At 38.0% G+C, this 23,064-nt stretch carries 24 protein-coding genes; 15 read left to right on the top strand and 9 right to left on the bottom strand.

Going from position 1 to position 23,064, the window contains the following annotated elements:
- The first annotated feature begins 223 nt into the window (after positions 1 to 223).
- Positions 224 to 1,363 (top strand): aspartate-semialdehyde dehydrogenase, encoded by a 1,140-nt coding sequence (asd, locus tag I6E78_RS12635; RefSeq protein ID WP_058375120.1) that lies wholly within the window; start codon positions 224 to 226, stop codon positions 1,361 to 1,363.
- A gap of 138 nt (positions 1,364 to 1,501) precedes the next feature.
- On the opposite strand, the gene I6E78_RS12630 is transcribed toward asd, so the two are convergent.
- On the bottom strand, positions 1,502 to 2,311 hold the full coding sequence (locus I6E78_RS12630) for an ion transporter (RefSeq protein ID WP_197182657.1): 810 nt from the start codon (positions 2,309 to 2,311) through the stop codon (positions 1,502 to 1,504).
- 80 nt (positions 2,312 to 2,391) lie between these two features.
- On the opposite strand from I6E78_RS12630, the gene I6E78_RS12625 reads away from it, so the two are divergent.
- From I6E78_RS12625 to I6E78_RS12605, 5 genes are all read left to right on the top strand, one after another.
- Entirely contained in the window at positions 2,392 to 2,604 is a 213-nt protein-coding gene (locus I6E78_RS12625) for a hypothetical protein (protein ID WP_011330154.1), read from the top strand.
- Between the two features lie 96 nt (positions 2,605 to 2,700).
- Entirely contained in the window at positions 2,701 to 2,982 is a 282-nt protein-coding gene (locus I6E78_RS12620; RefSeq protein WP_011330155.1) for a hypothetical protein, read from the top strand.
- A gap of 69 nt (positions 2,983 to 3,051) precedes the next feature.
- Positions 3,052 to 3,243 carry a YwbE family protein gene (locus tag I6E78_RS12615; protein WP_197107473.1) on the top strand — a complete coding sequence of 64 codons (192 nt, stop codon included), beginning with the start codon at positions 3,052 to 3,054 and terminating at the stop codon, positions 3,241 to 3,243.
- Positions 3,243 to 3,761 carry a DUF4240 domain-containing protein gene (locus I6E78_RS12610; protein WP_086999126.1) on the top strand — a complete coding sequence of 173 codons (519 nt, stop codon included), beginning with the start codon at positions 3,243 to 3,245 and terminating at the stop codon, positions 3,759 to 3,761. Before I6E78_RS12615 ends, I6E78_RS12610 begins: the two co-directional genes overlap by 1 nt.
- Positions 3,762 to 3,952: 191 nt before the next feature.
- The gene (locus I6E78_RS12605; protein WP_011330158.1) at positions 3,953 to 4,414 is read left to right on the top strand and encodes a hypothetical protein; all 462 of its coding nucleotides are present in this window, start codon (positions 3,953 to 3,955) and stop codon (positions 4,412 to 4,414) included.
- Positions 4,415 to 4,432: 18 nt separating this feature from the next.
- On the opposite strand, the gene I6E78_RS12600 is transcribed toward I6E78_RS12605, so the two are convergent.
- The 3 genes from I6E78_RS12600 to I6E78_RS12590 all read right to left on the bottom strand — a co-directional run bounded on the left by I6E78_RS12600 (position 4,433) and on the right by I6E78_RS12590 (position 6,595).
- The gene (locus I6E78_RS12600; protein ID WP_192531722.1) at positions 4,433 to 5,692 is read right to left on the bottom strand and encodes a Y-family DNA polymerase; all 1,260 of its coding nucleotides are present in this window, start codon (positions 5,690 to 5,692) and stop codon (positions 4,433 to 4,435) included.
- Positions 5,680 to 6,093: a translesion error-prone DNA polymerase V autoproteolytic subunit gene (gene umuD / locus I6E78_RS12595; RefSeq protein ID WP_011330160.1), complete on the bottom strand. Its 414-nt coding sequence runs from the start codon at positions 6,091 to 6,093 to the stop codon at positions 5,680 to 5,682. The genes I6E78_RS12600 and umuD overlap by 13 nt, the downstream gene beginning before the upstream one ends.
- An 82-nt stretch (positions 6,094 to 6,175) precedes the next feature.
- Positions 6,176 to 6,595: a MarR family winged helix-turn-helix transcriptional regulator gene (locus I6E78_RS12590; RefSeq protein WP_197182646.1), complete on the bottom strand. Its 420-nt coding sequence runs from the start codon at positions 6,593 to 6,595 to the stop codon at positions 6,176 to 6,178.
- A 120-nt stretch (positions 6,596 to 6,715) separates the two neighbouring features.
- Here I6E78_RS12590 and I6E78_RS12585 point away from each other — a divergent pair, with 120 nt between their 5' ends.
- The 3 genes from I6E78_RS12585 (at position 6,716) to I6E78_RS12575 (ending at position 9,867) form a co-directional block, all read left to right on the top strand.
- A complete protein-coding gene (locus tag I6E78_RS12585; RefSeq protein ID WP_197182645.1) occupies positions 6,716 to 7,459 on the top strand; it encodes a siderophore-interacting protein in 744 nt (247 codons plus the stop codon).
- Between the two features lie 128 nt (positions 7,460 to 7,587).
- The gene (locus I6E78_RS12580) at positions 7,588 to 8,577 is read left to right on the top strand and encodes an LLM class flavin-dependent oxidoreductase (RefSeq protein WP_041455000.1); all 990 of its coding nucleotides are present in this window, start codon (positions 7,588 to 7,590) and stop codon (positions 8,575 to 8,577) included.
- A gap of 270 nt (positions 8,578 to 8,847) precedes the next feature.
- Entirely contained in the window at positions 8,848 to 9,867 is a 1,020-nt protein-coding gene (locus tag I6E78_RS12575; protein WP_011330164.1) for a patatin-like phospholipase family protein, read from the top strand.
- Between the two features lie 94 nt (positions 9,868 to 9,961).
- Here the strand turns inward: I6E78_RS12575 and I6E78_RS12570 are convergent, their stop codons facing one another.
- Positions 9,962 to 10,393, bottom strand: coding sequence for an Lrp/AsnC family transcriptional regulator (locus I6E78_RS12570; RefSeq protein WP_011330165.1), 432 nt, complete (start codon positions 10,391 to 10,393; stop codon positions 9,962 to 9,964).
- Positions 10,394 to 10,561: 168 nt separating this feature from the next.
- On the opposite strand from I6E78_RS12570, the gene I6E78_RS12565 reads away from it, so the two are divergent.
- The 4 genes from I6E78_RS12565 to I6E78_RS12550 all read left to right on the top strand — a co-directional run bounded on the left by I6E78_RS12565 (position 10,562) and on the right by I6E78_RS12550 (position 15,280).
- Positions 10,562 to 11,632, top strand: coding sequence for an ornithine cyclodeaminase (locus I6E78_RS12565; protein WP_197182644.1), 1,071 nt, complete (start codon positions 10,562 to 10,564; stop codon positions 11,630 to 11,632).
- Positions 11,629 to 12,540 (top strand): citrulline utilization hydrolase CtlX, encoded by a 912-nt coding sequence (gene ctlX / locus I6E78_RS12560; RefSeq protein ID WP_193038656.1) that lies wholly within the window; start codon positions 11,629 to 11,631, stop codon positions 12,538 to 12,540. Before I6E78_RS12565 ends, ctlX begins: the two co-directional genes overlap by 4 nt.
- Positions 12,541 to 12,646: 106 nt before the next feature.
- Positions 12,647 to 14,053: an alanine/glycine:cation symporter family protein gene (locus I6E78_RS12555; RefSeq protein ID WP_197182643.1), complete on the top strand. Its 1,407-nt coding sequence runs from the start codon at positions 12,647 to 12,649 to the stop codon at positions 14,051 to 14,053.
- A gap of 183 nt (positions 14,054 to 14,236) precedes the next feature.
- Positions 14,237 to 15,280, top strand: a complete 1,044-nt coding sequence (locus I6E78_RS12550) for a patatin-like phospholipase family protein (protein WP_197182642.1) — start codon at positions 14,237 to 14,239, stop codon at positions 15,278 to 15,280.
- A 141-nt stretch (positions 15,281 to 15,421) separates the two neighbouring features.
- On the opposite strand, the gene I6E78_RS12545 is transcribed toward I6E78_RS12550, so the two are convergent.
- The 4 genes from I6E78_RS12545 to I6E78_RS12530 form a co-directional block, all read right to left on the bottom strand.
- Positions 15,422 to 17,038 (bottom strand): glycerol-3-phosphate dehydrogenase/oxidase, encoded by a 1,617-nt coding sequence (locus tag I6E78_RS12545; RefSeq protein ID WP_197182641.1) that lies wholly within the window; start codon positions 17,036 to 17,038, stop codon positions 15,422 to 15,424.
- A 122-nt stretch (positions 17,039 to 17,160) separates the two neighbouring features.
- Positions 17,161 to 18,057 carry a fructose bisphosphate aldolase gene (locus I6E78_RS12540; protein WP_011330171.1) on the bottom strand — a complete coding sequence of 299 codons (897 nt, stop codon included), beginning with the start codon at positions 18,055 to 18,057 and terminating at the stop codon, positions 17,161 to 17,163.
- 111 nt (positions 18,058 to 18,168) lie between these two features.
- The gene (locus tag I6E78_RS12535; protein ID WP_197182640.1) at positions 18,169 to 19,137 is read right to left on the bottom strand and encodes a class 1 fructose-bisphosphatase; all 969 of its coding nucleotides are present in this window, start codon (positions 19,135 to 19,137) and stop codon (positions 18,169 to 18,171) included.
- A gap of 289 nt (positions 19,138 to 19,426) precedes the next feature.
- The gene (locus I6E78_RS12530) at positions 19,427 to 20,188 is read right to left on the bottom strand and encodes a DeoR/GlpR family transcriptional regulator (RefSeq protein ID WP_011330173.1); all 762 of its coding nucleotides are present in this window, start codon (positions 20,186 to 20,188) and stop codon (positions 19,427 to 19,429) included.
- A gap of 188 nt (positions 20,189 to 20,376) precedes the next feature.
- Between I6E78_RS12530 and glpK the strand changes: the two genes are divergently transcribed.
- Entirely contained in the window at positions 20,377 to 21,861 is a 1,485-nt protein-coding gene (gene glpK, locus I6E78_RS12525) for a glycerol kinase GlpK (RefSeq protein WP_192531716.1), read from the top strand.
- Between the two features lie 271 nt (positions 21,862 to 22,132).
- A complete protein-coding gene (locus tag I6E78_RS12520) occupies positions 22,133 to 22,864 on the top strand; it encodes an MIP/aquaporin family protein (RefSeq protein ID WP_033103174.1) in 732 nt (243 codons plus the stop codon).
- The last annotated feature ends 200 nt before the right edge of the window (positions 22,865 to 23,064 follow it).

The raw sequence follows: 23,064 nt of genomic DNA, 5'->3' as shown, positions 1-23,064 counted from the left end.
TTCAATGTGTCTATTAAGCGTGGTAAATATAAGTTTCAACAAGGTTAAGCTTTTATTAAAGTTTAAAATAAGCACTGCATGCCTTTGCATTTTTTACACTATGAAAAAAATTTGAGTTCTACTTTATTCACTAGTTTTAGCCGTCTACGAGTGTTAGTTTAGCGTTAATGAAAATTAAATCTCACGCAATGAATTTAATTTTTAATGTATTAAGGCATCTTTTATGAATCAAATAATGGAACTCACAATGAAAAAAGTAGGATTAGTCGGTTGGCGTGGCATGGTTGGCTCTGTGTTATTAGAGCGTATGAAGCAACAAAGTGATTTTGCACTTATCGACACCACCTTTTTCACCACCTCACAAGCGGGCCAATTAGGCCCAGATATTGCGGGCGAAGCAAAGCCGTTACTCGATGCCAGCAATATTTCCGAACTGGCTAAAATGGATATTATTGTTACCTGCCAAGGTGGCGATTACACTAATGCTGTTTATCCACAATTGCGCGAGTCGGGTTGGGATGGTTATTGGATAGATGCAGCGTCGGCACTGCGTATGGCTAACGACAGCATTATAGTACTCGATCCGGTCAATAAAGACGTTATTGAGCAAGGTTTATCACAAGGTGTTAAAACCTTTGTAGGCGGTAACTGTACGGTTTCTCTTATGCTGCTTGCACTGGGCGGTTTATTTGAGCAAGACTTAATAGAATGGGTAAGCCCCATGACCTATCAAGCTGCGTCGGGCGCGGGTGCGCGCAACATGAAAGAGTTAATTGCACAAATGGGCGCAATTCATCAAAGTGTTGCCGAGCAACTTGCAAATCCAAGCGCTGCTATTTTAGAAATAGATAAAATAGTCAGTGAAAAAATGGCATCAGATTCACTGCCGCAAGATCAGTTTGGTGTGCCACTCGCGGGAAGTTTAATTCCATGGATTGATGTGCCTATGCCAAGTGGCCAAAGTAAAGAAGAATGGAAAGCGCAAGTTGAAGCGAATAAAATTTTAGGCTCGGCTAAGCAACCTATTCCAATAGATGGTTTATGTGTGCGTATTGGTGCTATGCGTTGTCATTCACAAGCAATGACCATTAAATTACGTGAAGATATTAGCGTTGCCAAAATAGAGCAAATCTTAGAATCGCATAACGAGTGGGTAAAGGTTATTCCTAATGAGCGCGACATTAGCACTACCGACCTAACCCCAGTTAAAGTCACCGGTACACTGAGTATTCCAATTGGGCGTATTCGTAAATTAGCCATGGGGCCTAAATATATTAGCGCCTTTACTGTTGGCGATCAGCTGTTATGGGGTGCTGCAGAGCCGCTACGTCGTATGCTTCGCATAATTGTTGATAGCGAATAATAGCAATTTAATGTAACTGCTATAAACGCTTAAATTGTTTTATAAAAAAAGGGTTAGCGATTGGCTAACCCTTTTTATTTTAAATGCTAAATTAATTATTTTTCAATTTAGAATTATTAAGCTGGTGGCTGTAAATAATTAATACTCTTTTTCTTTGAGTAATGACTTTAGATCAGCAATTTGTGCTTGCAAGGCGTTTACTTGCCCTTGTGTCGCGGGCAGTGAGTCGTTATCGGCCAGATCATCGCGGGCATTTTTGTGCTCTTGCGACATCACTTCTAAAATAGCGCCAACCATCATATTTAAAAATACAAACGCAGTTAAAAATATAAAGGTTAAGTAGTAAATCCAGCTAAGTTTATAAACCAGCATGGTTTCGTACATTACGTCGGTCCAATCTTCAAACGTGGCAATTCTGAACAAGGTCAACATAGATATTGATACATCACCCCACAATACGGGGTTTATATGTGCAAACATCATACTGCCTATAGCGGCGTAAATATAAAAAATAACAAACATCAGCAGGGCTATGTAACCCATTTGCGGAATAGCTTTAAGTAAAGCGTTAACTAATAAACGCAGCTCGGGGACCATAGACACCAGCCGCAATACACGAAATATTCGCAATAAGCGTGCAATTAGCATACTTGAGCCTGCCGCAGGGTATAAGCTACCTAGTACGATAAGGGTGTCGAAAATATTCCAACCTTTGGAGAAAAAATCTTTGATACCTTTACTGGCAATAAAGCGAATTACGAGTTCAATTAAAAAGAACGCCGTAATGCCTATATCCATCCAATTAAGGACAATTTCTACCGTTGGCGGAAGAGAATAGGTGTGAGCACCTACGGTAAGAGCAGAAACAACAATTACAGCAATAACAAATGATTGAAATAGTTTGCTTTTATCTATACGCTGAAACTGCTTTTGCAACTGCGGCAACATCATAATAAGTCCTGTACAAAGTAAGGTTTTTTGAGGCGCTTAATATACAGTTTTTACCTTCTAAAGTGTAAGGAATTTTAATGATTATTAATAAACTAAACGCGAGTTTACTGTTTGTAGCCGGTTTGAGTTTGCTCGCTGGCTGCAGCTCTGATGCACGCTTTCATGAAATACAATCTGCACGTCTTGATGAGTGTAACTACAAAGCAGACAAAGAATATTACGAATGCCTTAAATTACAAGAGGCTAATTTTGAAGAGTTTAAAAAACAACGAGCCGAAAACACTCAGTAACGCTTATTTAATCACTCTTATTAAATAACGGCTATTAAGCGTTATTACTATTTAATTTCAAATATTAATAAATTAAGAGGTTATGGCTAACACATTATGACAAAAACTCAAAAACAGCGTGATAAACAAATACGCCAAGTACTGACAATTGCCTGTGAAAATATAAAACAAACCGATTTTGGCTTTGCTTATTTAACACATACCGTTGATTTAAATAACGAAGCTAACACCTTAAAAGTTCAATGCTATTTTAACGATGACCTAGCGTATCAAAAAAGCGAGTTACATTTTGACGCGCTTAAAAATGAGATCACACAACAGCTTGCAACAATTGGTTTGGCTATTAAAGCAGCGAATATTTCGTTTTTAGTCGATTAACCTTTGTTAGGTTGGTTTGTGTATGCTTGGAGGCTATAATTGGCCAAATTATTTTTTAGGGTATAAATTATGGCTGTCCCTACTCGTTCGCAAATCTCCCTTGGTACAAAAGTAAATATCGTATTAAAAGAAGATCAACGCAGTGGCACATTAACGCAAGGTGTGGTTGAGCGTTTATTAACAAAGTCACCAAACCATCCTCATGGTATTAAAGTACGTTTAGACGATGGCCAAGTAGGCCGAGTGAAAGAGATCTTATAATGAGCACTTTAACAGAACAGGCTTTTTGGGATTTAGTAACCGCCCCCGATTTAGGGCTCGATCCGCAAAATGTGAGTGATAACTTAAAGCTTAAACTGCACGATTTAACCGATCAGCAGTTAATTGAGTTTGATAAATTCTTTGGTATTTGTATGCGTAAATGCTACACCTGGGATTTATTTGGCGCAGCATTTGTAATGGCCGGTTGTAACGACGAATATGGTTTTAGTGAGTTTAGATGCTGGTTAATATCGCGCGGTGCAGACGTGTTCGAAAACGCTTTACTAAACCCTGATTCAATTGCCGCCTGTACGCCTGTGTATCATGTTAACGAGCAGCCTTATCCGTACATTGATGAATACGACTTAATTGCTGGTTTACTTTACGAGGAGCGTAACGATGACGAACTGCCATTTATTCCCTCAGGAAGTGACGAGCCAAGAGGCAAACGCTTTAAAGACAAAGCTAAGTTTTTAAAGCAAAGCTATCCGCTGTTATTTGCTAAGTACTGGCAGTAATATTTTCACACCCTAATCGTTTTATTTTTTACTGCGTATAAAAACGCTTAGGGTGTGTAGCGCCTTTTTAAAGCAACACGACTTCTCTCCTTTTAAAGTAAATCTCTGTTATAGTTATAAAAGTTATAAAAATTAAGCAACCAAGCATTTCGCTATTATTTAACCCACTAATTCGAGGATACAACCACTTAATGAAATACTTAACACTTGCTTTATTAGCTATTGCTTTTACCAGCGCTCATGCAGTTGCAACCCCAAGTAATAAAAGCCGTTTTATTCCGCTTTTAAAAACAAAACTGGGTGCCTATGAGGTGGTGTCGGCTAATTCAGCGTTATGCGTTAATAGCCAATTGAGTTTAGTAAATCCAGATAATGAAGATGCCGGTTTTACTTTAGGTGAGCAAATTATTTTTGACTCATTACATAACGGAACACAAACGGTTAAAAAGCCCGATTTTTGTTTTGTTACTAGCTCATTAAAATACAAAAGCGACGGCATTGAAAACGGCTTAAGAATGAGTCGCTGCGAAAATCCAGCTAACGAAAAAATAATTAGCCAAAGCATTTACTTTTTAGCTAACGACACACTTAAATATACTTTAAGCCAGCCAAGCGTTGCATGCACTTTTAAAAAAGTGCCCGACAGTCAGTAACGCATAGGTAAGCTATACTTACTCACAATATATTTTGGGTATATCACGCCAGCGCGTGGTGTACTGCGGGGATAAAAAATTCCTGTTCATATGCCAACCTTCATTTAATTTACTGCTTGCTAAACTTAGCATTCCTTTACCATAGCGTTTATTTATTGCATCAAGACAATTCATTAATGGTGGATTGTCGGTGCGTTTATTAAATAAATCGTCTTGTTGAAATTGCTGCGCAATAAGCTCTAAAGCACCTACACCACATTTATAATAGCGAATACCCGGCTGGTATATTTGCTCAAACACTTGCGATACAGCACTAGCCATTACGCAGGTGTCGTTAGTGGGGCTGGCAAATGTATACATATACGACTTTTTATAAAAAACGTTTTCGTGAGACGAGCTCGCCGCAAAAATATAAAGTTGTTTGGTAAGCGATTTTTGCTTTCTTAATTTACTAGCAACCACAGTAACGTGATTAATTAACGCGGTTTTAAGTGCCGTTGGCTCGTATATACGCTCACCAAAGCTTCGGGTCGAAAATATCTCGCGCTTATCTTGGCGTACGTCGTCCCAATTTAAGCAAGGTATGCCATTAAGCTCATTTACAGTGCGCTCTACCACCACACTAAATGCACGGCGCATACTGTTAGGGTTTTGCTGCGCTAATTGCCATGCAGTGTGTATGTTCATTACTTTTAATTTTTTGGCTAAACGCTTACCAATACCCCATATATCTTGGCAACTCATTCTTTGTAAAATAGCTTTACGGCTTGCTTCGCAGTTAATAACAGCAACGCCATTAAATCCGGATAATTTTTTAGCGGCATGGTTTGCCGCTTTTGCTAAAGTAGCCGTAGAGCCAAAGCCAACACCAACGGGGAGCTTAGTTTCGCGCCATACGGTGCGCCTAATAGTGTGCCCGTATGCAAACCAGTCATTAATAATAGGGGTGTAACCGTTAAAGTGTAAAAATGATTCGTCGATACTGTATACGTGTTGCACGTCGCAAAAGCGGCCAATAACGTTCATCATTTTGTCGCTTAAATCTGCATATAATTCATAATTACTAGAACGAATTACTACATTATTTTGCGCAAGTAACTGCTTAACTTTAAAGTAAGGCGCAAATTTAGGAATATTTAAACGCCGAGCAATGGGGCACACCGCGCATATGCAACCGTCGTTATTGGTAAGCACCACCACAGGTTTTGAGCGAATAGCCGGATCGAATACTTTTTCAGCACTGGCATAAAAGGCCACCGCGTCTACTAGGGCATACATAACAGTAACTCAGGGCTTTGGCGGTGCAGGCGAATTGAGCGTGTCACTACGCCCTCAAGCTGAAACTCATCGCAGGAGGTTAGTTGTACTGGTTTATACAAAGGGGATGCCGAGAGCAGCCGAGCATTGGTTTTATCAAGTAGCTTACACACAAATAAGCCATTTAAATTAGCAACTATAACGTCGCCATTTTTAGCCTGTTCAGCGCGGTCTACTATTAGCAAGTCACCTTCAAAAATACCCACGTCTTGCATTGAGCTGCCAGAGGCAACGCCAATAAAAGTGGCGTCGGGGTGCTTTATTAATAGCTCATCAAGCGATACACCAAGCTCGCTATATGGCGCAGCAGGCGATTCAAACCCGCACACACCCGCTTCTATATAAATGGGAATAACAAACATAAAGATCAACCAAAACGCATATACTGTACAAGCATACAGTATATGCGTTTTGTTTTACTTTTGCCAAGTAATGAATGAAAGATCACTGCATGTTTTTGATCATTGTTTGTGCGGTATTTAAGAAGTCGTTGATTTGCGTCGAGTTTAAATTTTTACACATTTGCTCGTTAACCTGGCGCTCGGCACTTAGTAATTTGTTAAAAAGCGCAGTGCCAAAGGCAGTAAAAGAAACAATAAAACAGCGTTTATCGTGCTCACTGGCACATTTGTTGATTAAATTTAACGCTAAAAGTTCTTTAATTAAACGGGCAATTTGTGCTTTGTCGCGTTGAGTTTGGGTAACAATATCGTTAGCAGTACACTGCGGCGTTGCTGCAATAATATGCAAGCAACGCACATGCATAGCGTTTAAACCAAGGTCGTTCGCATTAATCGCATCACGCGTTGTTACGCGGTAGCTTTGCATTAGCATAAAGAGTGTATTAGGTAGAGATGATTTCATAGTAATTACCAAATGGTTGACAATATCAATTAAATTGCTATAGTTGATTTTATCAACCAATGGGGCGTTGTGCAAATGTTGCTGCATGCAATTTAAACTTTTTGTAAAACGAGGTAATACATGAGTAGACAAATACGCAAAGCGCAGGTGCTAAGTACGAAGCAAATTACACCGCACTTACAACGCATTGTGGTAGGTTCTGATGAATTTAAAGATCTTACGCCAAGTTACATAGGCCACTATGTAAAAGTGTTACTGCCCCATAATGGTGAACTTGATTTAAACATAAAAACGGCGCTTATGCGCTCCTATACTATTAACCATGTTAATGAGCAAACGGGGGCGCTCACGCTCGACTTTGTAATTAATATGCATCAAGGTCCTGCTACAAACTGGGCGCAAACAGCAAAAGTAGGAGACACCCTAGCCATAGCTGGCCCGGGCCCTAAAAAACTCGATAATTATAGCCATTCGCACTACGTACTCCTTGGCGACTTAACTTCAGTTAATGCAGTGAAAGGCTATGCTCAGCAGTTACCGCATAGCGCGAAAATTGATATGTTTATTCATGCTCCTAGCAAGCAAGACATTATTAGTTTAGATACGCCGCGCACTGTAAATTGGCTAGTTACCAATAGCCCAGATGAAAGCATGCTAACGGCATTAAACAATTTAAAAGTAGGCGCACAACCTCCAATTGTTTTTATGGCGCTAGAGGCAGGCTTAGTGCGCAAAGTAAAAACTAAACTTAATGAGCTATACGCCATACCACGTGCGCATATTGTGGCATCGGGTTATTGGAAAAAGGGACTAAATTCAGAGAGCTATAAACAGCAACGTCAGCAAGCGGCACAACCCGCTTAAATATGCTCAGGTTATTTAGTGTTTAGCACCTTTAGTATCTTGAATTACAGGTAACGCACACCCATCTCTAGTTTTTATGCTTGTGGTTATAGCACACCATAAGCATGCCATTTATAGGAGCTGCTATTTTGTTATCTAATATTCCCTTTTCGTTATTAGAGCTTGCCCCGATGCCCAAAGGGGCAACGGTATCCGAAACACTACATAAAAGTACTAAATACGCACAAAGAGCCGACGAACTAGGTTTTAATCGCTTTTGGTTAGCAGAGCACCATAATATGCCAGGTATTATATGTGCAGCTACCTCTATTTTAGTGGGCCATATAGCCAGTAAAACCGATCGAATACGTGTAGGCTCGGGGGGGATTATGCTGCCGAATCACTCGCCATTAGTTGTAGCCGAACAATTTGGTACATTAGAGAGCTTATACCCAGGGCGTATTGATTTAGGGCTTGGCCGTGCACCAGGAAGCGATCCTATTACGAGTAGAGCTTTAAATTCAGACATGAGCCGAGCAGAGCGCTTCCCTCAAGAAGTAACCGAACTGCAAACCTTATTAGGGCCTTATAATGGCACTCACCCAATACGGGCTATACCCGGTGAGGATACCAATATACCTATTTGGTTATTAGGCTCAAGCTTATTTAGCGCGCAACTTGCAGCGCAAAAAGGGTTACCGTATGTATTTGCAGGGCACTTTGCTCCGCGCTTTTTGTACGATGCCATAGAGTTGTATAAGCGTGAATTTAAACCTTCAAAGGTACTTGATAAGCCATACATAATGCTGGCGTTACCGCTGATAGCAGCCGATACCGACGAAGAAGCACAATACCTATCGACCACTTCGCAACAGCGGGTACTTGCGCTAATGCGTGGCAGTGAATTATGGCTGCAACCACCTGTTGACTCTATGGACGGCCTATGGAGCGAGCAAGAGCGTGCACAAGTGGAAAACTTTTTAAGTTTAAGTGTAATAGGCGGGCATGTAAGTATAAGACACAAGTTAGAAATGATAGTAAAAGAGCTGGGCGTTGATGAATTTATATTTACCAACGATTTATACGACAGCGAAAAACGCCATAGAGCTATCGAAATTTTAATGGAATTAAAACGTTAAGTTTCATTTAGTTAAGCAGGCGTACACCTTACGCCTGCTATATTATACGCGAAATCTAAACTAGTTTTGCTTATAGGCAACATCAATCTGTATTTTGGCTGCTCATTTAAGCTACTCCCAAATAACAGCAAATAAATTACCCTACCGTATTCGCTTTAAGCGATTAAACTAATAGATTTAATCAAATTTTATAGTGATAACTTACCCGCTATAATTAAAACCACAAAACGTTATAACTCTATAACTCTACTTTTTACAGGAAGGTGCATCGTGAACTCGCTAAATAATGTAATCCCTAATTCAGTTAATAAAGCAGCGCTGCCAAAAATTGCGCTGATTGCTGAAGGTGGCGGACAGCGAGGTATATTTACAGCCGGTGTACTCGATGCGTGGTTAGAGCAAGACTACGACCCATTTGATTTATTTATTGGTACATCTGCGGGTTCGCAAAACTTAACTAGTTTTTTAGCCAGGCAAAAAGGCTATGCAAAACGCTTGATAAGAGGGTTGTCGCGTAATAAAAATTTTTTTCAATTAAGCCGTGGTTTAATTGGTAAGCACATAATGGATTTAGACTGGTACTTTGATAAAACCACAGAGGTAAATCGTAGTTTAGATTTTAAAACAGCCAAAAATAACTTAGGGGATCGTGAATTGCTTATTACAGCAACTAACTCACGAGACCGCAAACCGTACTTTTTAGCGCCTACAGGCGAGAGCAAGCAATGGCGTGAGCTATTAAAAGCATCAAGTGCGTTACCATTTTTGTATAAGCAAGGTGTAAAACTAACACCTTGGATGAATACTTTAGCAGCTAACGAAGCCGAGCTTGCCTTAGAGCAAGTAGAACCAGCAGTAGCCGACTTTTACTTAGATGGCGGCCTTGCAGCACCTTTACCTGTACGTGAAGCCTATAACCGAGGCGCACGTAAAATAGTGGTGATCCGCACGGTCGATATTAACTTTCAAGTACAATCGGCATGGGTAAATAAACTAAGAGCATTTGTGTGCGCGTCAGGCTATTGTCCTAAAACCATAGATTATTTACTACAGCACGAACAAGCATACCAAGAAGAGTTGGAGTTTATTGCAAACCCACCAGAGGATGTTGAAATTATACAAATTTTTGCAACCGAAAAACTGCATAGCAAATTACTTGGCAGTTCAGATAACGATTTACGTTTTGATCACAAACTTGGTTTACAGGCAGGGCGTGCTTATTTAGCAGAGCAAAACCCGCAAATTTGGGATCATAGCCATAATCAAGCATTGCAGTACTGTTATAACTAAATATAACTAAAACTAAGGGGGTTATTTACTCAATTGAATTGAGGTAATAAATAACCTCTTTGCTGGCGTATGTAATGCACGCCAGCATTTTATTTTAAGTAGACGAAAGCAAAATACTGGTTTCGCTATTTAAAATACCGTCTATTTCCCTTACTTGCCTAAGCACCCCATCAAATTCACTTAAGTTAGCAGCTTGAATTTCGGCTACTAAATCCCATGCACCGTTAGTGGTGTGCAATTTAGTTAGCTCAGGAATACCGCGCATCGTTTTTATAACTTGCGAGGTCGACTTACCTACCACTTCTACCATCATAATTGCTCTGACTGCTTCGGTTTCAATGTGCTGATGTACACGCACGGTAAAACCTAAAATTGCCCCTGATGAAAGTAATCTGTCTAACCTATTTTGTACTGTGCCCCGCGACACGTTTAATGTAGTGGCTAAGGTTGAAATAGAAGCGCGGCCGTCTTTTCTAAGTTCAGCTATTAATGCTTTGTCGAGGGCGTCATAAATATAGGGAGTCATAGGTTAAGCCTTAGGTAAGTTTTAATCAAAATACTAAATTTAACCATTGCCGCCTAGCAAAATGACAAAAAACAATGCTATTTGTATAACTAATTGCCATTTTAACTGGCGCACCAGAGCGATAAACTGTCTATAAATAATTGCACACACTTACTTATAGAGGTTTTAATGACGCATTTTATAGCACAGCCAAAACAAGGCGTTCCTTTTGTTAGCGTACAAACAATGGCACAGCTTATAAATAAACTCGGCATAGAAAATGTTTTACAACAGCTAACAAAGCGACTAGAAACAGACTTTACTCGTTGGCAGCAATTTGATAAATCCCCACGTTATGCAGCGCATTCACCAGAGGGCGTAATAGAGCTTATGCCAGTGAGCGACGGCGAACTATTTAGCTGTAAGTATGTAAACGGGCATCCTAAAAATACTTTTAGAGAACTGCAAACCGTTGCTGCATTTGGAATTTTAGCCGATGTAGATAGCGGCTATCCGATTATGATCAGCGAAATGTGCCTACTTACCGCACTCAGAACTGCAGCCACTTCAGCATTAGTCGCAAAATACTTAGCTCCTAAAAATGCAACCACACTAACGCTAATTGGTAACGGTGCGCAGTCTGAGTTTCAGGCGTTGGCATTTAAAAGTGTACTAGGTATTACTGATATTCATTTATACGATATAGACCCGAGTGCGTCGCAAAAAGCTTTTAATAACCTCACAGCCTATGGCTTAAACGTCACTATTTGTAACAGTGCTGCAGAGGCCGTAAAAGGTGCGCATATAATAACAACCTGCACTGCAGATAAAACCAACGCCACAATTTTAACCAGCGAGATGATCCCACAAGGCGTGCATATAAATGCTATTGGTGGCGACTGCCCAGGTAAAACAGAATTAGATGCAAAGCTGCTTGAACGCGCTGCTGTATTTGTAGAGTACGAGCCACAAACACGTATTGAAGGTGAAATTCAACAAATGAGGGCTGATTTTGCTGTAACCGAGTTTCATCAAGTTATTAATGGGCAAGCTTGCGGGCGTGAGAGTCAGCAACAACTTACTATTTTTGATGGTGTGGGCTTTGCTAGCGAAGATTTTACGGCATTGGCATTTATTCGCGATCAGCTCATTGCAACGGGGCAGTACAGCTTACTTGATTTAATTACCCAGCAAGCCGATCCGCGTAATTTGTTTTCAGTTTTAACCGCTGAGCATACGCAGCAAGAGAGTGTGGCATAAGTATGGTAAACCAAGCACCAAATAGTATTGTGATGGTTCGCCCACATCATTTTACTTCTAACCCGCAAACCATGCGTGATAACACATTTCAACGCAGCTGTTTAACAACAGATCAAAGCTTACACGCGTATAACGAAGTAACCAATGCAGTCGAAGTGTTAAAGCAAGAAGGGATCCTCGTTCACCTTTTTGAAGATGAGCATAAAGGTACACCCGACTCGGTATTTCCTAATAATTGGTTTACTACTCACCAAAATGGCGAAATACTAACCTATCCAATGTACGCACAAAGCAGAAGAGCAGAATATCGCAAAGATATTATTGATTTTTTAACGGATCAATATAAAGTGTCTGCAGTGACTGATTATTCATTTTTAGCGAAAGAAAATTCATTCTTAGAGGGCACTGGTTCACTGGTTATTGATCATCAATATAAGTTTGCTTATGCGGTTGAATCAAAGCGAACGACACAGTCAGTTGTTAACACAGTATGCGAGCAATTAAAGCTAACCCCGGTGGTTTTTAATGCCTACGATATGCAAGGCACAGCGGTTTACCATACCAATGTATTAATGTGTGTTGCTACAGAGTTTGCCATGATTGGCTTAGACATGGTGCCAAACGAACAGCGCAGGCAGCTAGTAAGCCATTTATTGCAAAGCTATCATCAAGTCATTGAGTTATCGGGCGATCAAATTAATAACTTTTGCGGCAATGCCATTGAGTTACAGGGTAAAAGCGGACGGATTTTAGCGTTATCAGCAACGGCTTTTAAAGCACTTACTGCAGCGCAAATTAAGGTAATAGAAAAAAGTGCCAAATTGGTGCCTTTACCTATTCCTACCATTGAATCTGCTGGTGGCTCAGTAAGGTGTATGATCGCTGGCATTCATTTACCAACAAAGTAAATGTATAAAATAATAAAGGCAGTGTTACTGCCTTTATTATTTTATAACGTATATTTGTGTCGCTTGCAGTGCCTATTTAAATAAGAAATATAACAAGGAATTAGCAATGTTCGATACCGTAGTAAAAAGTGTAAATGGTATTTTATGGGGAGAGGGCCAAGTCCTCATTTACATTTTATTGTTTGCTGGTATTTGGTTTTCGGTGCGTTTAAAAGCCATTCAAATACTTAAATTTAAACATATGTTTAGTTTACTAAAAGGCAGCAGCAAATGTAAAAAAGGCGACATATCATCATTTCAAGCGCTGTGTACTGGTTTATGTGCGCGGGTAGGCACGGGTAACTTAGCAGGTGTTGCCGTTGCTATATCATTAGGTGGTAGTGGTGCCATTTTTTGGATGTGGGTTATTGCCATATTAGGCATGGCCACAGGCTTTGCCGAAAGTGTATTAGGTCAAGTATATAAAGTGCGCGACAGCCAAGGCGAGTTTAGAGGCGGCCCTGCGTATTATATTCAACAAGGATTAGGCAATCGAGCCTTCGCTATTACTTTTGCACTGTGCTTATTTTTAGGTTACGGCTTTACCTTTAGCGCCATGCAAACCAACACCATTACCGATGCACTTAATTTTGCCTTCGAAATTCCAACCTTTTACTCTGGATTAGTGATCACTGTGTTAGCCGGCTCTATTATTGTGGGTGGTTTTAAAGCAATCGCTCGCTTTGCTGAGTGCGTAGTACCGGTAATGGGCATAGTGTTTGTGCTTGTTGCAGTTATTATTACCTTAATAAACTTCACCCAAGTGCCTGCTATGCTTAAAGATATATTTTTATCAGCATTTGGGCTGCAAGAAGCAGGTGCAGGCGCGATGGGCGCAGCAATAAAAAATGGTATTCAACGTGGCCTTTATTCAAACGAAGCGGGCGCGGGCAGTGTGCCACATGCTTCAGCCAGTGCAAGCCCACTGCCTAATCATCCGGTAACACAGGGCTACATTCAAATGTTAGGGGTGTTTTTCGACACCATAGTATTGTGTAGTTGTACTGCGGTTATTATTTTACTTGCCGATATAGACATAAGCGGCGAAATGGAAGGTATACGTTTAACGCAAAGCGCCATGACCGCTCATTTAGCGCAAGGGGGTGTGTACTTTGTAGCAGCCGCTATTACCTTGTTTGCCTTTACGTCTGTAGTAGCCAACTATGCTTACGCAGAAAGTAACTTGCACTTATTTAAACTCGATAACAAAATGGGTCGTGGTATTTATACTTTGCTTTATTTATCAATGATGTTGTGGGGCGCGTCGGCCACATTAAAGCAAGTATGGGATTTAGCCGATATTGCTTTAGGTCTAATGACAGTGGTTAACGTTATCGCTATTATATTGCTAACCCCAACAATATTAGCGGTTACTCGCGATTATCATACGCAACGCGAAAAAGGCTTAGAGCCCGAATTTAAAGTAAATGATGTAAAAGTACAGGGTAAATGCGAAACCGGCATTTGGGACTAGTTAACGTATTTTAAGTCACTTTTAGCATTAATAAACGGTTTTATGGCAGCATAAAATCGTTTTTATTTTTGCATAACTATTCTATTTTTAGCCTGGTTATATACAAAGTAAGTAACAAATATATACCATTAAATAGAAATAAGCAGCGCAATTAAACACAGATTTTATAGGCTAAATTTTTAGATGATCAACATTTACGCAGGTAAAACTGCTGCAAAAATAATAAACGAACAGGGGCTTAAACCCGAATTATTCAGCTCATTTTTAGGTGCCAGCGGCGGGCCAAAATGGTTTACCTTGTTTGGCTTAGACAAGTATATATTTGGTGAGTTTTTTAAAAACCATAGCCAACCGCTTAACTTAATTGGCTCATCGGCCGGGGCATTTCGCTCAGCGTGTTTTGCGCAAAATGATCCGGTTGCAGCAATTGAGCGCTTAGCAACATCGTATTCGCAAACGCGCTATTCTAGTAATAAACCTACCCCCGCAGAAATAACATTAAAAGCCCGCGCACTGCTTGAAGATGTTTTTGGCAATAACGGCGTGGCTGAAATCATAAATAACCCCGTATTTAAAGCACATTTTATAGTGGCAAAATCGAATGGATTTATAGCCAGTGAAAATAAATTATTACAGCTTATGGGTTTATCAAAAAGTTATATGCTTAATCGAGTAAACCGAAAATATTTAGGATCGCAATATGAGCGTTTTATATTTGGCCCCGCAACAAGCGACTTATCAATTACCGACAGCTATAATTTTAAAACACAAAAAATAGCGCTTACCCAAAATAATTTAAAAGAGGCATTACTTGCATCGGGTTCAATACCGTTAGTTATGCAAGGAATTAAAAATATTGCAGGAACACCCGCAGGCATTTATCGCGATGGCGGCATTATTGATTACCACTTTGATTTAAAAATTAACAACCCAGGACTCATTTTATATCCACACTTTAATAGCGATCCAAAAGCAGGATGGTTCGATAAAAATTTAAAACGTAAAGTCTCACCACTTAATTACGATAACGTGGTGATGATCACGCCATCAAAAGAATTTATAGCAGGCTTACCCTACGGGAAAATTCCAGATAGAAATGATTTTACCGATCTAGATGCCGACACACGCATTAAATATTGGAATACCGTTTTTAGTGAAACAGAAAGATTAGCAGAGGCGTTTGATGAGAAGTTATATAATAATTTTAAAATAATACCAATTGAATAAATTGCCAATTTTGCTGATGCAATGAAGCATTTATTGTTATATAAAAGGGCTAGTTTACATCGCGATTATATAGTGATGTAAATTAGCCCTATGGTTGGTTTTGATTGCTGTGTATTTAAATAAAATCACGGAATCGATGGGTTATTGGGATATTTCCTCTATATATTCTTGAAGCCTGGCTTGCGCATTTTCTTCACCAAATAGAATATGACATACCTCTTGTAGCCCCGGATCAGAGAGGATATCTTCTTTACGTACAACCAGTGATATTTTAGAGCGGCGACGTAAAAAATCACTTAGTTTAGTTACCATTTCTCGTTCGGCAGCATGTTCAATTTCAACACGTAAATACTCTGAATTTTTAATTAGAAGCTCAGCTTTTTCAGGAACTTCTCGAATTTTTTCTAACATGTTAATTGCATTTCTTCCGTAACGTCTCCAAAAGCGTTTGCTGAGTACTTCAGTAGATGTTTTGGGAGTTAAGCCGTCTAAATTCATTAGCTTAGCACGATGCATAAATTCATTTTTGACAGTATCGTCAGGCTCGCCGTACCATTTGTAATCCTCGTAAGGAAGGTTAATACCAAGCTTTTTGATTAACTCAGCAACTTCATCACCGACATTGATACAATCAGTTAATTTCCCACCAAATATAGAAAGGTATTGTTTCTCATAGTTAGTGTCGATTGCGTGTTTGCGCGATAATTGCACCCAGTCAGCCTTACCATTACCATCTTTTTTAATTGCTAATGGCCTTACACCACATCGTTCAGCTATTATATCGTCTTTTGTGAGCTGTTTATCCAGTTCTAGTAACTTGTTCGCATTATCTAACACAAACTTTCTATCTTCATCAGTAACATGCGAATGTGGGCTCTCAACTTGTGTATCAGTTGTACCAATACAAGTTTTAGGTCCCATAGGGATCACGAAGAATAGTCTGCCATCGTCAGCAAAAAATGTAAGTACTTTATTACTGCTAGTAATTTTATCAACAATAAGGTGAATACCTTTTGAAAATAAATGGTGATGTGCTGTAGTTTGACTGTTAGTAATATTAATAGGATCAACAAAAGGGCCTGCGGCGTTTATAATTACTTTAGAACGTATCGAAAATTGTTCTTTCGTTATTTCGTCCATTGCATTTGTTGTCCAAATATCACCTGTACGGTTTGAGCCTTGTGCACTTACATAGTTAGCACCGATACAGCCATGGCTCATACTAGAGCGAATAAAGTTAAAAACAAACCGGGCATCGTTGTCTAATAAAAAGCTGTCTGAATACTCAAAACCGGCTTCTACATTTGTAGTGTTGACGACTGGCTCTAATGATTTAATTTTTATTGCATTAAGGTAGCGAGGCGATTGCGTAAAAAATCGGCCCATAAACCAATAGACGATTGTTCCTAAATAGACAAAGAAAGCTGGGAATCTAAAGCCTTTTTGAATACTGGTAAAAAAACGAATTTCTTTAACTGTCGATGGGTAGCTGCGCATTAAATGGTTTCTACTTTTACATAGTTTATTTACCAAGTTATATTCATGGCTTTCTAAATACTTTATGCCGCCCCAGGCCAAGTTAGATGAGTTTGAACTAGTGAAACCAGCGAAATCTTCTTTATCGATTAATGCAACTTTGGCGCCTTTTGCAGCTAATGCTGCAGCTGATACTGCACCATTAATACCCCCTCCAATTATCAATACATCGAATATATCTTGAGGAAGTTTTTTTATATTATTCTTTCTCAGTTGGCTCATTTTTTGGATTACCTATTATTAATTACTAGCCTTTTATATCTACTTGGTTAGGTTATTTTCGTACAAGCTAGAGCTATAAAAGATTACGTATAAAGTTTTTATGCTTATGGAAGTTGGATTACTTATAATTTATATATTGAAGCTTCATAAATGGCTTCTATAGAATTATTTAATTTTTCATCAAACTTTTTATCAGACATGTCATGATGTAGGCCAATCAATAATGCTCTTGAAAAACTAGCAATAATACCAGTATTTCTTTTTAGCTTTTCATTGGCTTGTGTAATAGAGTAACCACCAGATAGAGCAACTAATTTTAAAACTTTTGGGTGTGTTGCAAGATCTTTATATAAATTAGGCACTTCAGGTAACGTGAGTTTTAATATTACTTGCTGTCCATTTTCAAGGTTATTCAGCTCTTCAATAATTACATCATGCAACATGAGTTCTGCAGATTGCTTTTCTTCGCAATAAATATCAACTTCAGGCTCAATAATAGGCATTAGCCCTGAATTTATTACCTCTTTTGCAATTTCAAATTGCTGTTTAACAACATTTTGGATACCAATACGACTAGCTTGTTTTATAACAGACCGCATTTTTGTGCCAAAAACAAAATTAGTATCAACCGTTAGTATTGAACCAAGGTTTTTAATGGGTTTCATTAACTGTACACCGTCAGATTCAGGCATTAAACCTTCATCTATTTTTAAAAATGGTACAATTTCTTTATGTTTCCACAAATATTCAGCTGTTGGAATATTTTCAATGTAACGATTTAAAGTATCTTTAAATAGAATTGCGCCCAATATTTTTTGTGAATTAAATGGACTACTTGAAATTATTCGTGCTCGCATAGAATGTATATATTTAAACATCTCCTCATCAGATGAAATCTCACTAGATGAGATACCATACTGCTCTAAAGCTTTTGGTGAACTCCCACCACTTTGATCTAGTGCAGCTATAAAGCCTTGACTATTTTTTATTTTTTCTAGCATGTTAAGTCTTATTGACATGATTTTAACCTTTAAATAATTGAAAGCAGATATGTTTCTTAACAAAAGTAAAGTTAGATACAATTTCTATATAAATACAGATGTCACTCTTAAAGTAATAATGTATGTTTTTTATTTTCCTAAAGCATACTTTTCTATAAGTAGAACTTCATTCTTAGAACCAATAAATACAGGGATCCGTTGATGTATACTTGAAGGCACAGTGTCTAAAATAGAAGTAGTCCCATTACTTGCTAAACCATTTGCTTGCTCTACTAAAAATGCAATTGGGTTTGCTTCATAAAGTAATCTTAATTTACCGTATTTAAAGTTTTTTTCTTCAGGGTACCCAAATATACCTCCCTTACATAGAATTCTATGCATATCACCTACCATGGCTCCCAACCATCTCATATTAAAGTTTTTCTTTCGGATACCATCGGTACCAAGCTGTAAATCAACAATATATTTTTGTACATTTTCAGGCCACTTAAATTGGTTTGATAAATTAAATGAAAATTCATTCGTATCTTCTGGAATGTTTAAATTAGGATGTGTGAGCATAAAGTTATTATTTGAGGGATCTAATGTATAAATATGTGTTCCTGAACCTGTTGATAAGGCAAGCATAAGCGATGGGCCATATAGAACATAGCCTGCAGCGATAATTGATCTTCCTGTAGAAAAAAAGTCTTCTTCACTAACTTCTGTTTGGGCAGGAGAAGCTGAAGTTATAGAAAAAATAGTACCTAATGAACCATTTACATCAGTATTAGATGAACCATCTAATGGGTCGAAACAAATAAGGTATTTGCCAAAACTATTACATAATATAATGTCTTCTACTTCTTCAGATGCGACAGCTCTAACCTGCTTATTCTTTTTTAGAGATTCAATCAAAATATTATTAGCGATAACATCTAACTTCTTTTGTACCTCTCCTTGTACATTGTGATCAGGCAATGAGCCAAGCACATCAGATAATGCACCATGATTAATACGAGTAGCTATTTCTGTGCATGCACCAACTATGCTTTGGAGCAGCAGTGTGAGTGTTTTTGGAACGTTATCCTGCTCTAATTGTGTATATAGGTTTTTCATTGGTGCCTTATCGATAACATTAATACTAAAGAGTAATACATGGTTTTAATTTGCTTTTATGTTCATTTTTAAAAGTATCACTTATTTGCGAACATTTGCAAACATTAAAGTACATAAAAGAAAATAAATTCTGGTATACAGGAGTGAAATAGAGGAGGGAATTACAAAGTTATATATTAATTTAACCAATTTATTATTTAATTATTAACTACATTAACAACGAAATTCATGGTATCTACTTGAAATTATTTGAATTGTTCTGTATGTATTAGATGGTTTTGATTGACTACTATCGTGCTATATGAAGCTTAACGTCATGTTCGGAAAGTAAGGTTAGAATACTCTTAGGTGGTTTAGCATCAGTAATAAAGTCATCTGCTTGACTAATGTTACCTAAACGAACCATAGCGCACCTACCAAATTTTGAATTATCAGCGGCGAGTAAAACTTTACGTGAATTTTTGATGATTGCTTGAGCAACACGAACTTCACGATAATCGAAATCAAGTAGAGAACCATTTTCTTCTATCCCACTTATGCCGATAATGCCGAAGTCCATACGAAACTGATTGATAAAATCTTCAGTTGTTTCACCAATAATACCACCATCTCTATGTCTAACTTCTCCTCCTGCTATAAGAACTGAAAAATCCTTTTTAACGCCTAATATAGCAGCAACATTTAAATTGTTAGTTACAACTTTAAGGTTTTCATGCGATAGAAGTGCTTTAGCTATAGTCTCAGTCGTTGTTCCTATATTTATAAATAAAGAAGAACCATTTGGTATCATACTAACTAAATGTTGCGCTATTTTTTGTTTAGCTTCTAAATCCATGATTTTTCTAGTTTGATACGCCATATTTTGAATGCTTGAGACTACACTAGCGCCTCCATGATGACGCCTTAATTTGTTTAACTTTGCAAGATGGGTAAGGTCGCGTCTTATCGTCTGTGGAGTGACTTTATAGTGCTCAACTAATTCTTCAATAGAAATGGAATCTCTTTCTTTTAATAGTTTTAATATAGATTCGTGTCTCTGATCTTGGGTCATTTTTATTTAGCATAATTTTAATTTTAATTAGTAAAACTATTATAAGTGAAAAAGAAGTAAATGAGAATTTTATAGAAATTATTTCATTAAATAATTGTATATAAAAGTTTGATATTTGTTGTATGTTACATTTAATTCATGTAATAGTACAAAAACGAAAATAACCGAATGTTAAAGTGTAAAAAATAATGAATAATTATATCCTTTCAATTGATCAAGGTACGACTAGCTCTCGCAGTGTTTTATTCGATTTAAATGGCAAAGTTGCATATATAGAACAACAAGAATTTGAACAACATTTTCCAAAAGATGGTTATGTTGAGCATAAGCCTGAGGACATATGGGAGTCTGTTCTTCATACTATTAATGCTGTTATGAAGAACCTAGATCCTGAGCATGATAAAGTTATTGCTATTGGTATTACTAATCAACGCGAAACTACAATCGTTTGGGATAAAGTAACCGGTGAACCCATTTATAATGCGATAGTCTGGCAAGATAGGCGTACAACAGAACTATGCGATAGTTTAAGGCTTGCAGGAAAAGAAGAACTAATTATGCAAAAAACGGGGTTATTAATCGATCCGTATTTTTCTGCGACTAAAATAAATTGGATTTTAGAAAGTTGTCCAGGCGCTCGTGAAAAAGCAGAAAATGGTGATTTAATTTTTGGTACGGTCGATACTTATTTGTTATGGAAGTTGACAGGCGGAAAAGAACATCGCACAGATGCAACTAATGCATCGAGAACTATGCTATTTAATATTCATACGCAAGAATGGGATACCGAACTACTTGAATTACTTGATGTTCCATTAAATATGCTACCAGAAGTAATGGATTCATCAGATGACTTTGGTATGGCGAGTGAAAAATATTTAGGTTACGAAGTGCCTATTTTAGGTATGGCAGGTGATCAACAGTCAGCACTGTTTGGCCAAACATGCTTTCAAGCAGGTATGGCTAAAAGTACCTATGGAACAGGGTGCTTTATGATGGTTAATACAGGTGATCAAGTTCTTCAATCTAAAAATAGACTTCTTAGTACTGTCGCCTATCGTTTGAATGGCAAACCAACCTATGCATTAGAGGGCAGTATTTTTATAGCTGGCGCAGCAATTCAATGGCTTAGAGATGGCTTACAGTTAATTGAAAAAGCAGATGAAACAGAATTACTCGCTATCAATACCTCCCTAGATCATGGAATATATATGGTTCCTGCATTTACTGGTTTGGGTGCACCATATTGGGATCCAAATGCTCGTGGGGCTATATTTGGATTAACTAGAGATACGGGTATTAAAGAGATAGTAACAGCAGGATTACAGTCTGTTTGTTTTCAAACTAAAGATCTTCAAAAGGCTATGGAATCAGACGGCGTAAGGCCTCAGGTACTTAGAGTTGATGGTGGTATGGTCATAAATGGATGGCTTATGCAGTTTTTGTCAGACGTTTTAGGTGCAGAGGTTGACCGTTCAACTATTAGTGAAACGACTGCTTTAGGTGTAGCTTATCTTGCAGGACTCAGGGCTGGTGTATTCTCATCACTTGAGTCATTGGCAACTAATTGGAATTGTGAAAGACGATTCGAACCTGGCATGACCAAAACAAAACGTGATGAGCTTTATGATGGCTGGTGTAAATCAGTTAAAAAAGTACAAAGTGAAGGATAAGTTACTAATTTACCTTTAAATATAAATTCATACCAAACTTGTTTGATTAGAGTTTATGGATGTAAGTAAAGTTATTCAAACTCGCAATCATAAACTCTAAGCTCAATAGGATAGTTTTATTAGTGACCATTATAGATGCTTTTAAGGATATCAAGCACTTTGAATTACAACATTTAAACAAAAATAGTTTCATAGTGTAGATAGTATTCGCTTATAAAAAGACATGTTCATTAAGGTAGATTTAATTTTAGCTTTTAGCAAGGAATATAAAATGACACCATTTATAGCAGAAATATTAGGAACGGCCCTCTTAATTTTAATTGGAGGCGGTGTAGTTGCTAATAATATTTTAAAAAAAACAATAGGTGAAGGAGGAGGGTGGATGGCTGTTACTACAGCTTGGGGTCTTGCTGTATTTATTGGTGTGGTTGTCGCTGGCCCTTATAGTGGAGCACATCTAAACCCAGCTGTAACACTTAGCTTAGCAGTAGCTGAAAAATTTTCTTGGACTGAAGTCCCTGCTTACATTGCTGCACAATTTATTGGTGCAATGATTGGAGCTTTTTTAGTTTATGTAATATATAAAGATCACTTTGATGCTACAGATGATGCAGAATTAAAACGAGCAGTCTTTTGTACAGCACCAGCAATACCAAATACATTTAGAAATATAATTAGTGAAATTGTAGGTACTTTTGTTTTATTGATTTGTGTATTTTATTTTTCGGCGGCTGAAATCGACAATGGTACTGGGACTAAAATTGGTTTGGGCTCTATAGGTGCAATTCCAGTTGCTTTTGTTGTGTGGGGAATTGGGCTTTCATTGGGTGGTACAACAGGATATGCAATAAATCCAGCTAGAGATTTAGGGCCTAGAATTGTACATGCTTTGTTACCGATCAAAGGTAAGATAGATAGTAATTGGAGTTATTCATGGATTCCAGTGTTAGGTCCGACTATAGGTGGTACTTTAGCTGCGTTACTTTACACTATTCTTAGTTAATAAAAGTTATAATTAAGATCCAGACGCTCTGTATAATACAGGGCATCTGGATCTTATACTTATTTATTGTATAGTTATTACAGCCCATAAATTACGGTACGTAACATTAAAGAAAAGGGCGAAAAGCCCTTTTTTATTAATTAGTTACAATGCTGTCATGGTTGACAGCCTGTCAGTTGGGAGATTTGATTGGACAGAAT

This window comes from Pseudoalteromonas sp. NZS127, from assembly GCF_015864805.1.
GTDB classification, from domain to species: Bacteria; Pseudomonadota; Gammaproteobacteria; order Enterobacterales; family Alteromonadaceae; genus Pseudoalteromonas; species Pseudoalteromonas nigrifaciens.
The sequence above is the reverse complement of the archived record's forward strand: the minus strand, read 5'-3'. Positions and strand labels throughout refer to the sequence as shown.

Coding starts and splice junctions, on each gene's coding strand:
- asd (WP_058375120.1), top strand. CDS start 224: ATGAATCAAATAATGGAACTCACAATGAAAAAAGTAGGATTAGTCGGT.
- I6E78_RS12630 (WP_197182657.1), bottom strand. CDS start 2,311: ATGTTGCCGCAGTTGCAAAAGCAGTTTCAGCGTATAGATAAAAGCAAA.
- I6E78_RS12625 (WP_011330154.1), top strand. CDS start 2,392: ATGATTATTAATAAACTAAACGCGAGTTTACTGTTTGTAGCCGGTTTG.
- I6E78_RS12620 (WP_011330155.1), top strand. CDS start 2,701: ATGACAAAAACTCAAAAACAGCGTGATAAACAAATACGCCAAGTACTG.
- I6E78_RS12615 (WP_197107473.1), top strand. CDS start 3,052: ATGGCTGTCCCTACTCGTTCGCAAATCTCCCTTGGTACAAAAGTAAAT.
- I6E78_RS12610 (WP_086999126.1), top strand. CDS start 3,243: ATGAGCACTTTAACAGAACAGGCTTTTTGGGATTTAGTAACCGCCCCC.
- I6E78_RS12605 (WP_011330158.1), top strand. CDS start 3,953: ATGAAATACTTAACACTTGCTTTATTAGCTATTGCTTTTACCAGCGCT.
- I6E78_RS12600 (WP_192531722.1), bottom strand. CDS start 5,692: ATGTATGCCCTAGTAGACGCGGTGGCCTTTTATGCCAGTGCTGAAAAA.
- umuD (WP_011330160.1), bottom strand. CDS start 6,093: ATGTTTGTTATTCCCATTTATATAGAAGCGGGTGTGTGCGGGTTTGAA.
- I6E78_RS12590 (WP_197182646.1), bottom strand. CDS start 6,595: ATGAAATCATCTCTACCTAATACACTCTTTATGCTAATGCAAAGCTAC.
- I6E78_RS12585 (WP_197182645.1), top strand. CDS start 6,716: ATGAGTAGACAAATACGCAAAGCGCAGGTGCTAAGTACGAAGCAAATT.
- I6E78_RS12570 (WP_011330165.1), bottom strand. CDS start 10,393: ATGACTCCCTATATTTATGACGCCCTCGACAAAGCATTAATAGCTGAA.
- I6E78_RS12565 (WP_197182644.1), top strand. CDS start 10,562: ATGACGCATTTTATAGCACAGCCAAAACAAGGCGTTCCTTTTGTTAGC.
- I6E78_RS12555 (WP_197182643.1), top strand. CDS start 12,647: ATGTTCGATACCGTAGTAAAAAGTGTAAATGGTATTTTATGGGGAGAG.
- I6E78_RS12550 (WP_197182642.1), top strand. CDS start 14,237: ATGATCAACATTTACGCAGGTAAAACTGCTGCAAAAATAATAAACGAA.
- I6E78_RS12545 (WP_197182641.1), bottom strand. CDS start 17,038: ATGAGCCAACTGAGAAAGAATAATATAAAAAAACTTCCTCAAGATATA.
- I6E78_RS12540 (WP_011330171.1), bottom strand. CDS start 18,057: ATGTCAATAAGACTTAACATGCTAGAAAAAATAAAAAATAGTCAAGGC.
- I6E78_RS12535 (WP_197182640.1), bottom strand. CDS start 19,137: ATGAAAAACCTATATACACAATTAGAGCAGGATAACGTTCCAAAAACA.
- I6E78_RS12530 (WP_011330173.1), bottom strand. CDS start 20,188: ATGACCCAAGATCAGAGACACGAATCTATATTAAAACTATTAAAAGAA.
- glpK (WP_192531716.1), top strand. CDS start 20,377: ATGAATAATTATATCCTTTCAATTGATCAAGGTACGACTAGCTCTCGC.
- I6E78_RS12520 (WP_033103174.1), top strand. CDS start 22,133: ATGACACCATTTATAGCAGAAATATTAGGAACGGCCCTCTTAATTTTA.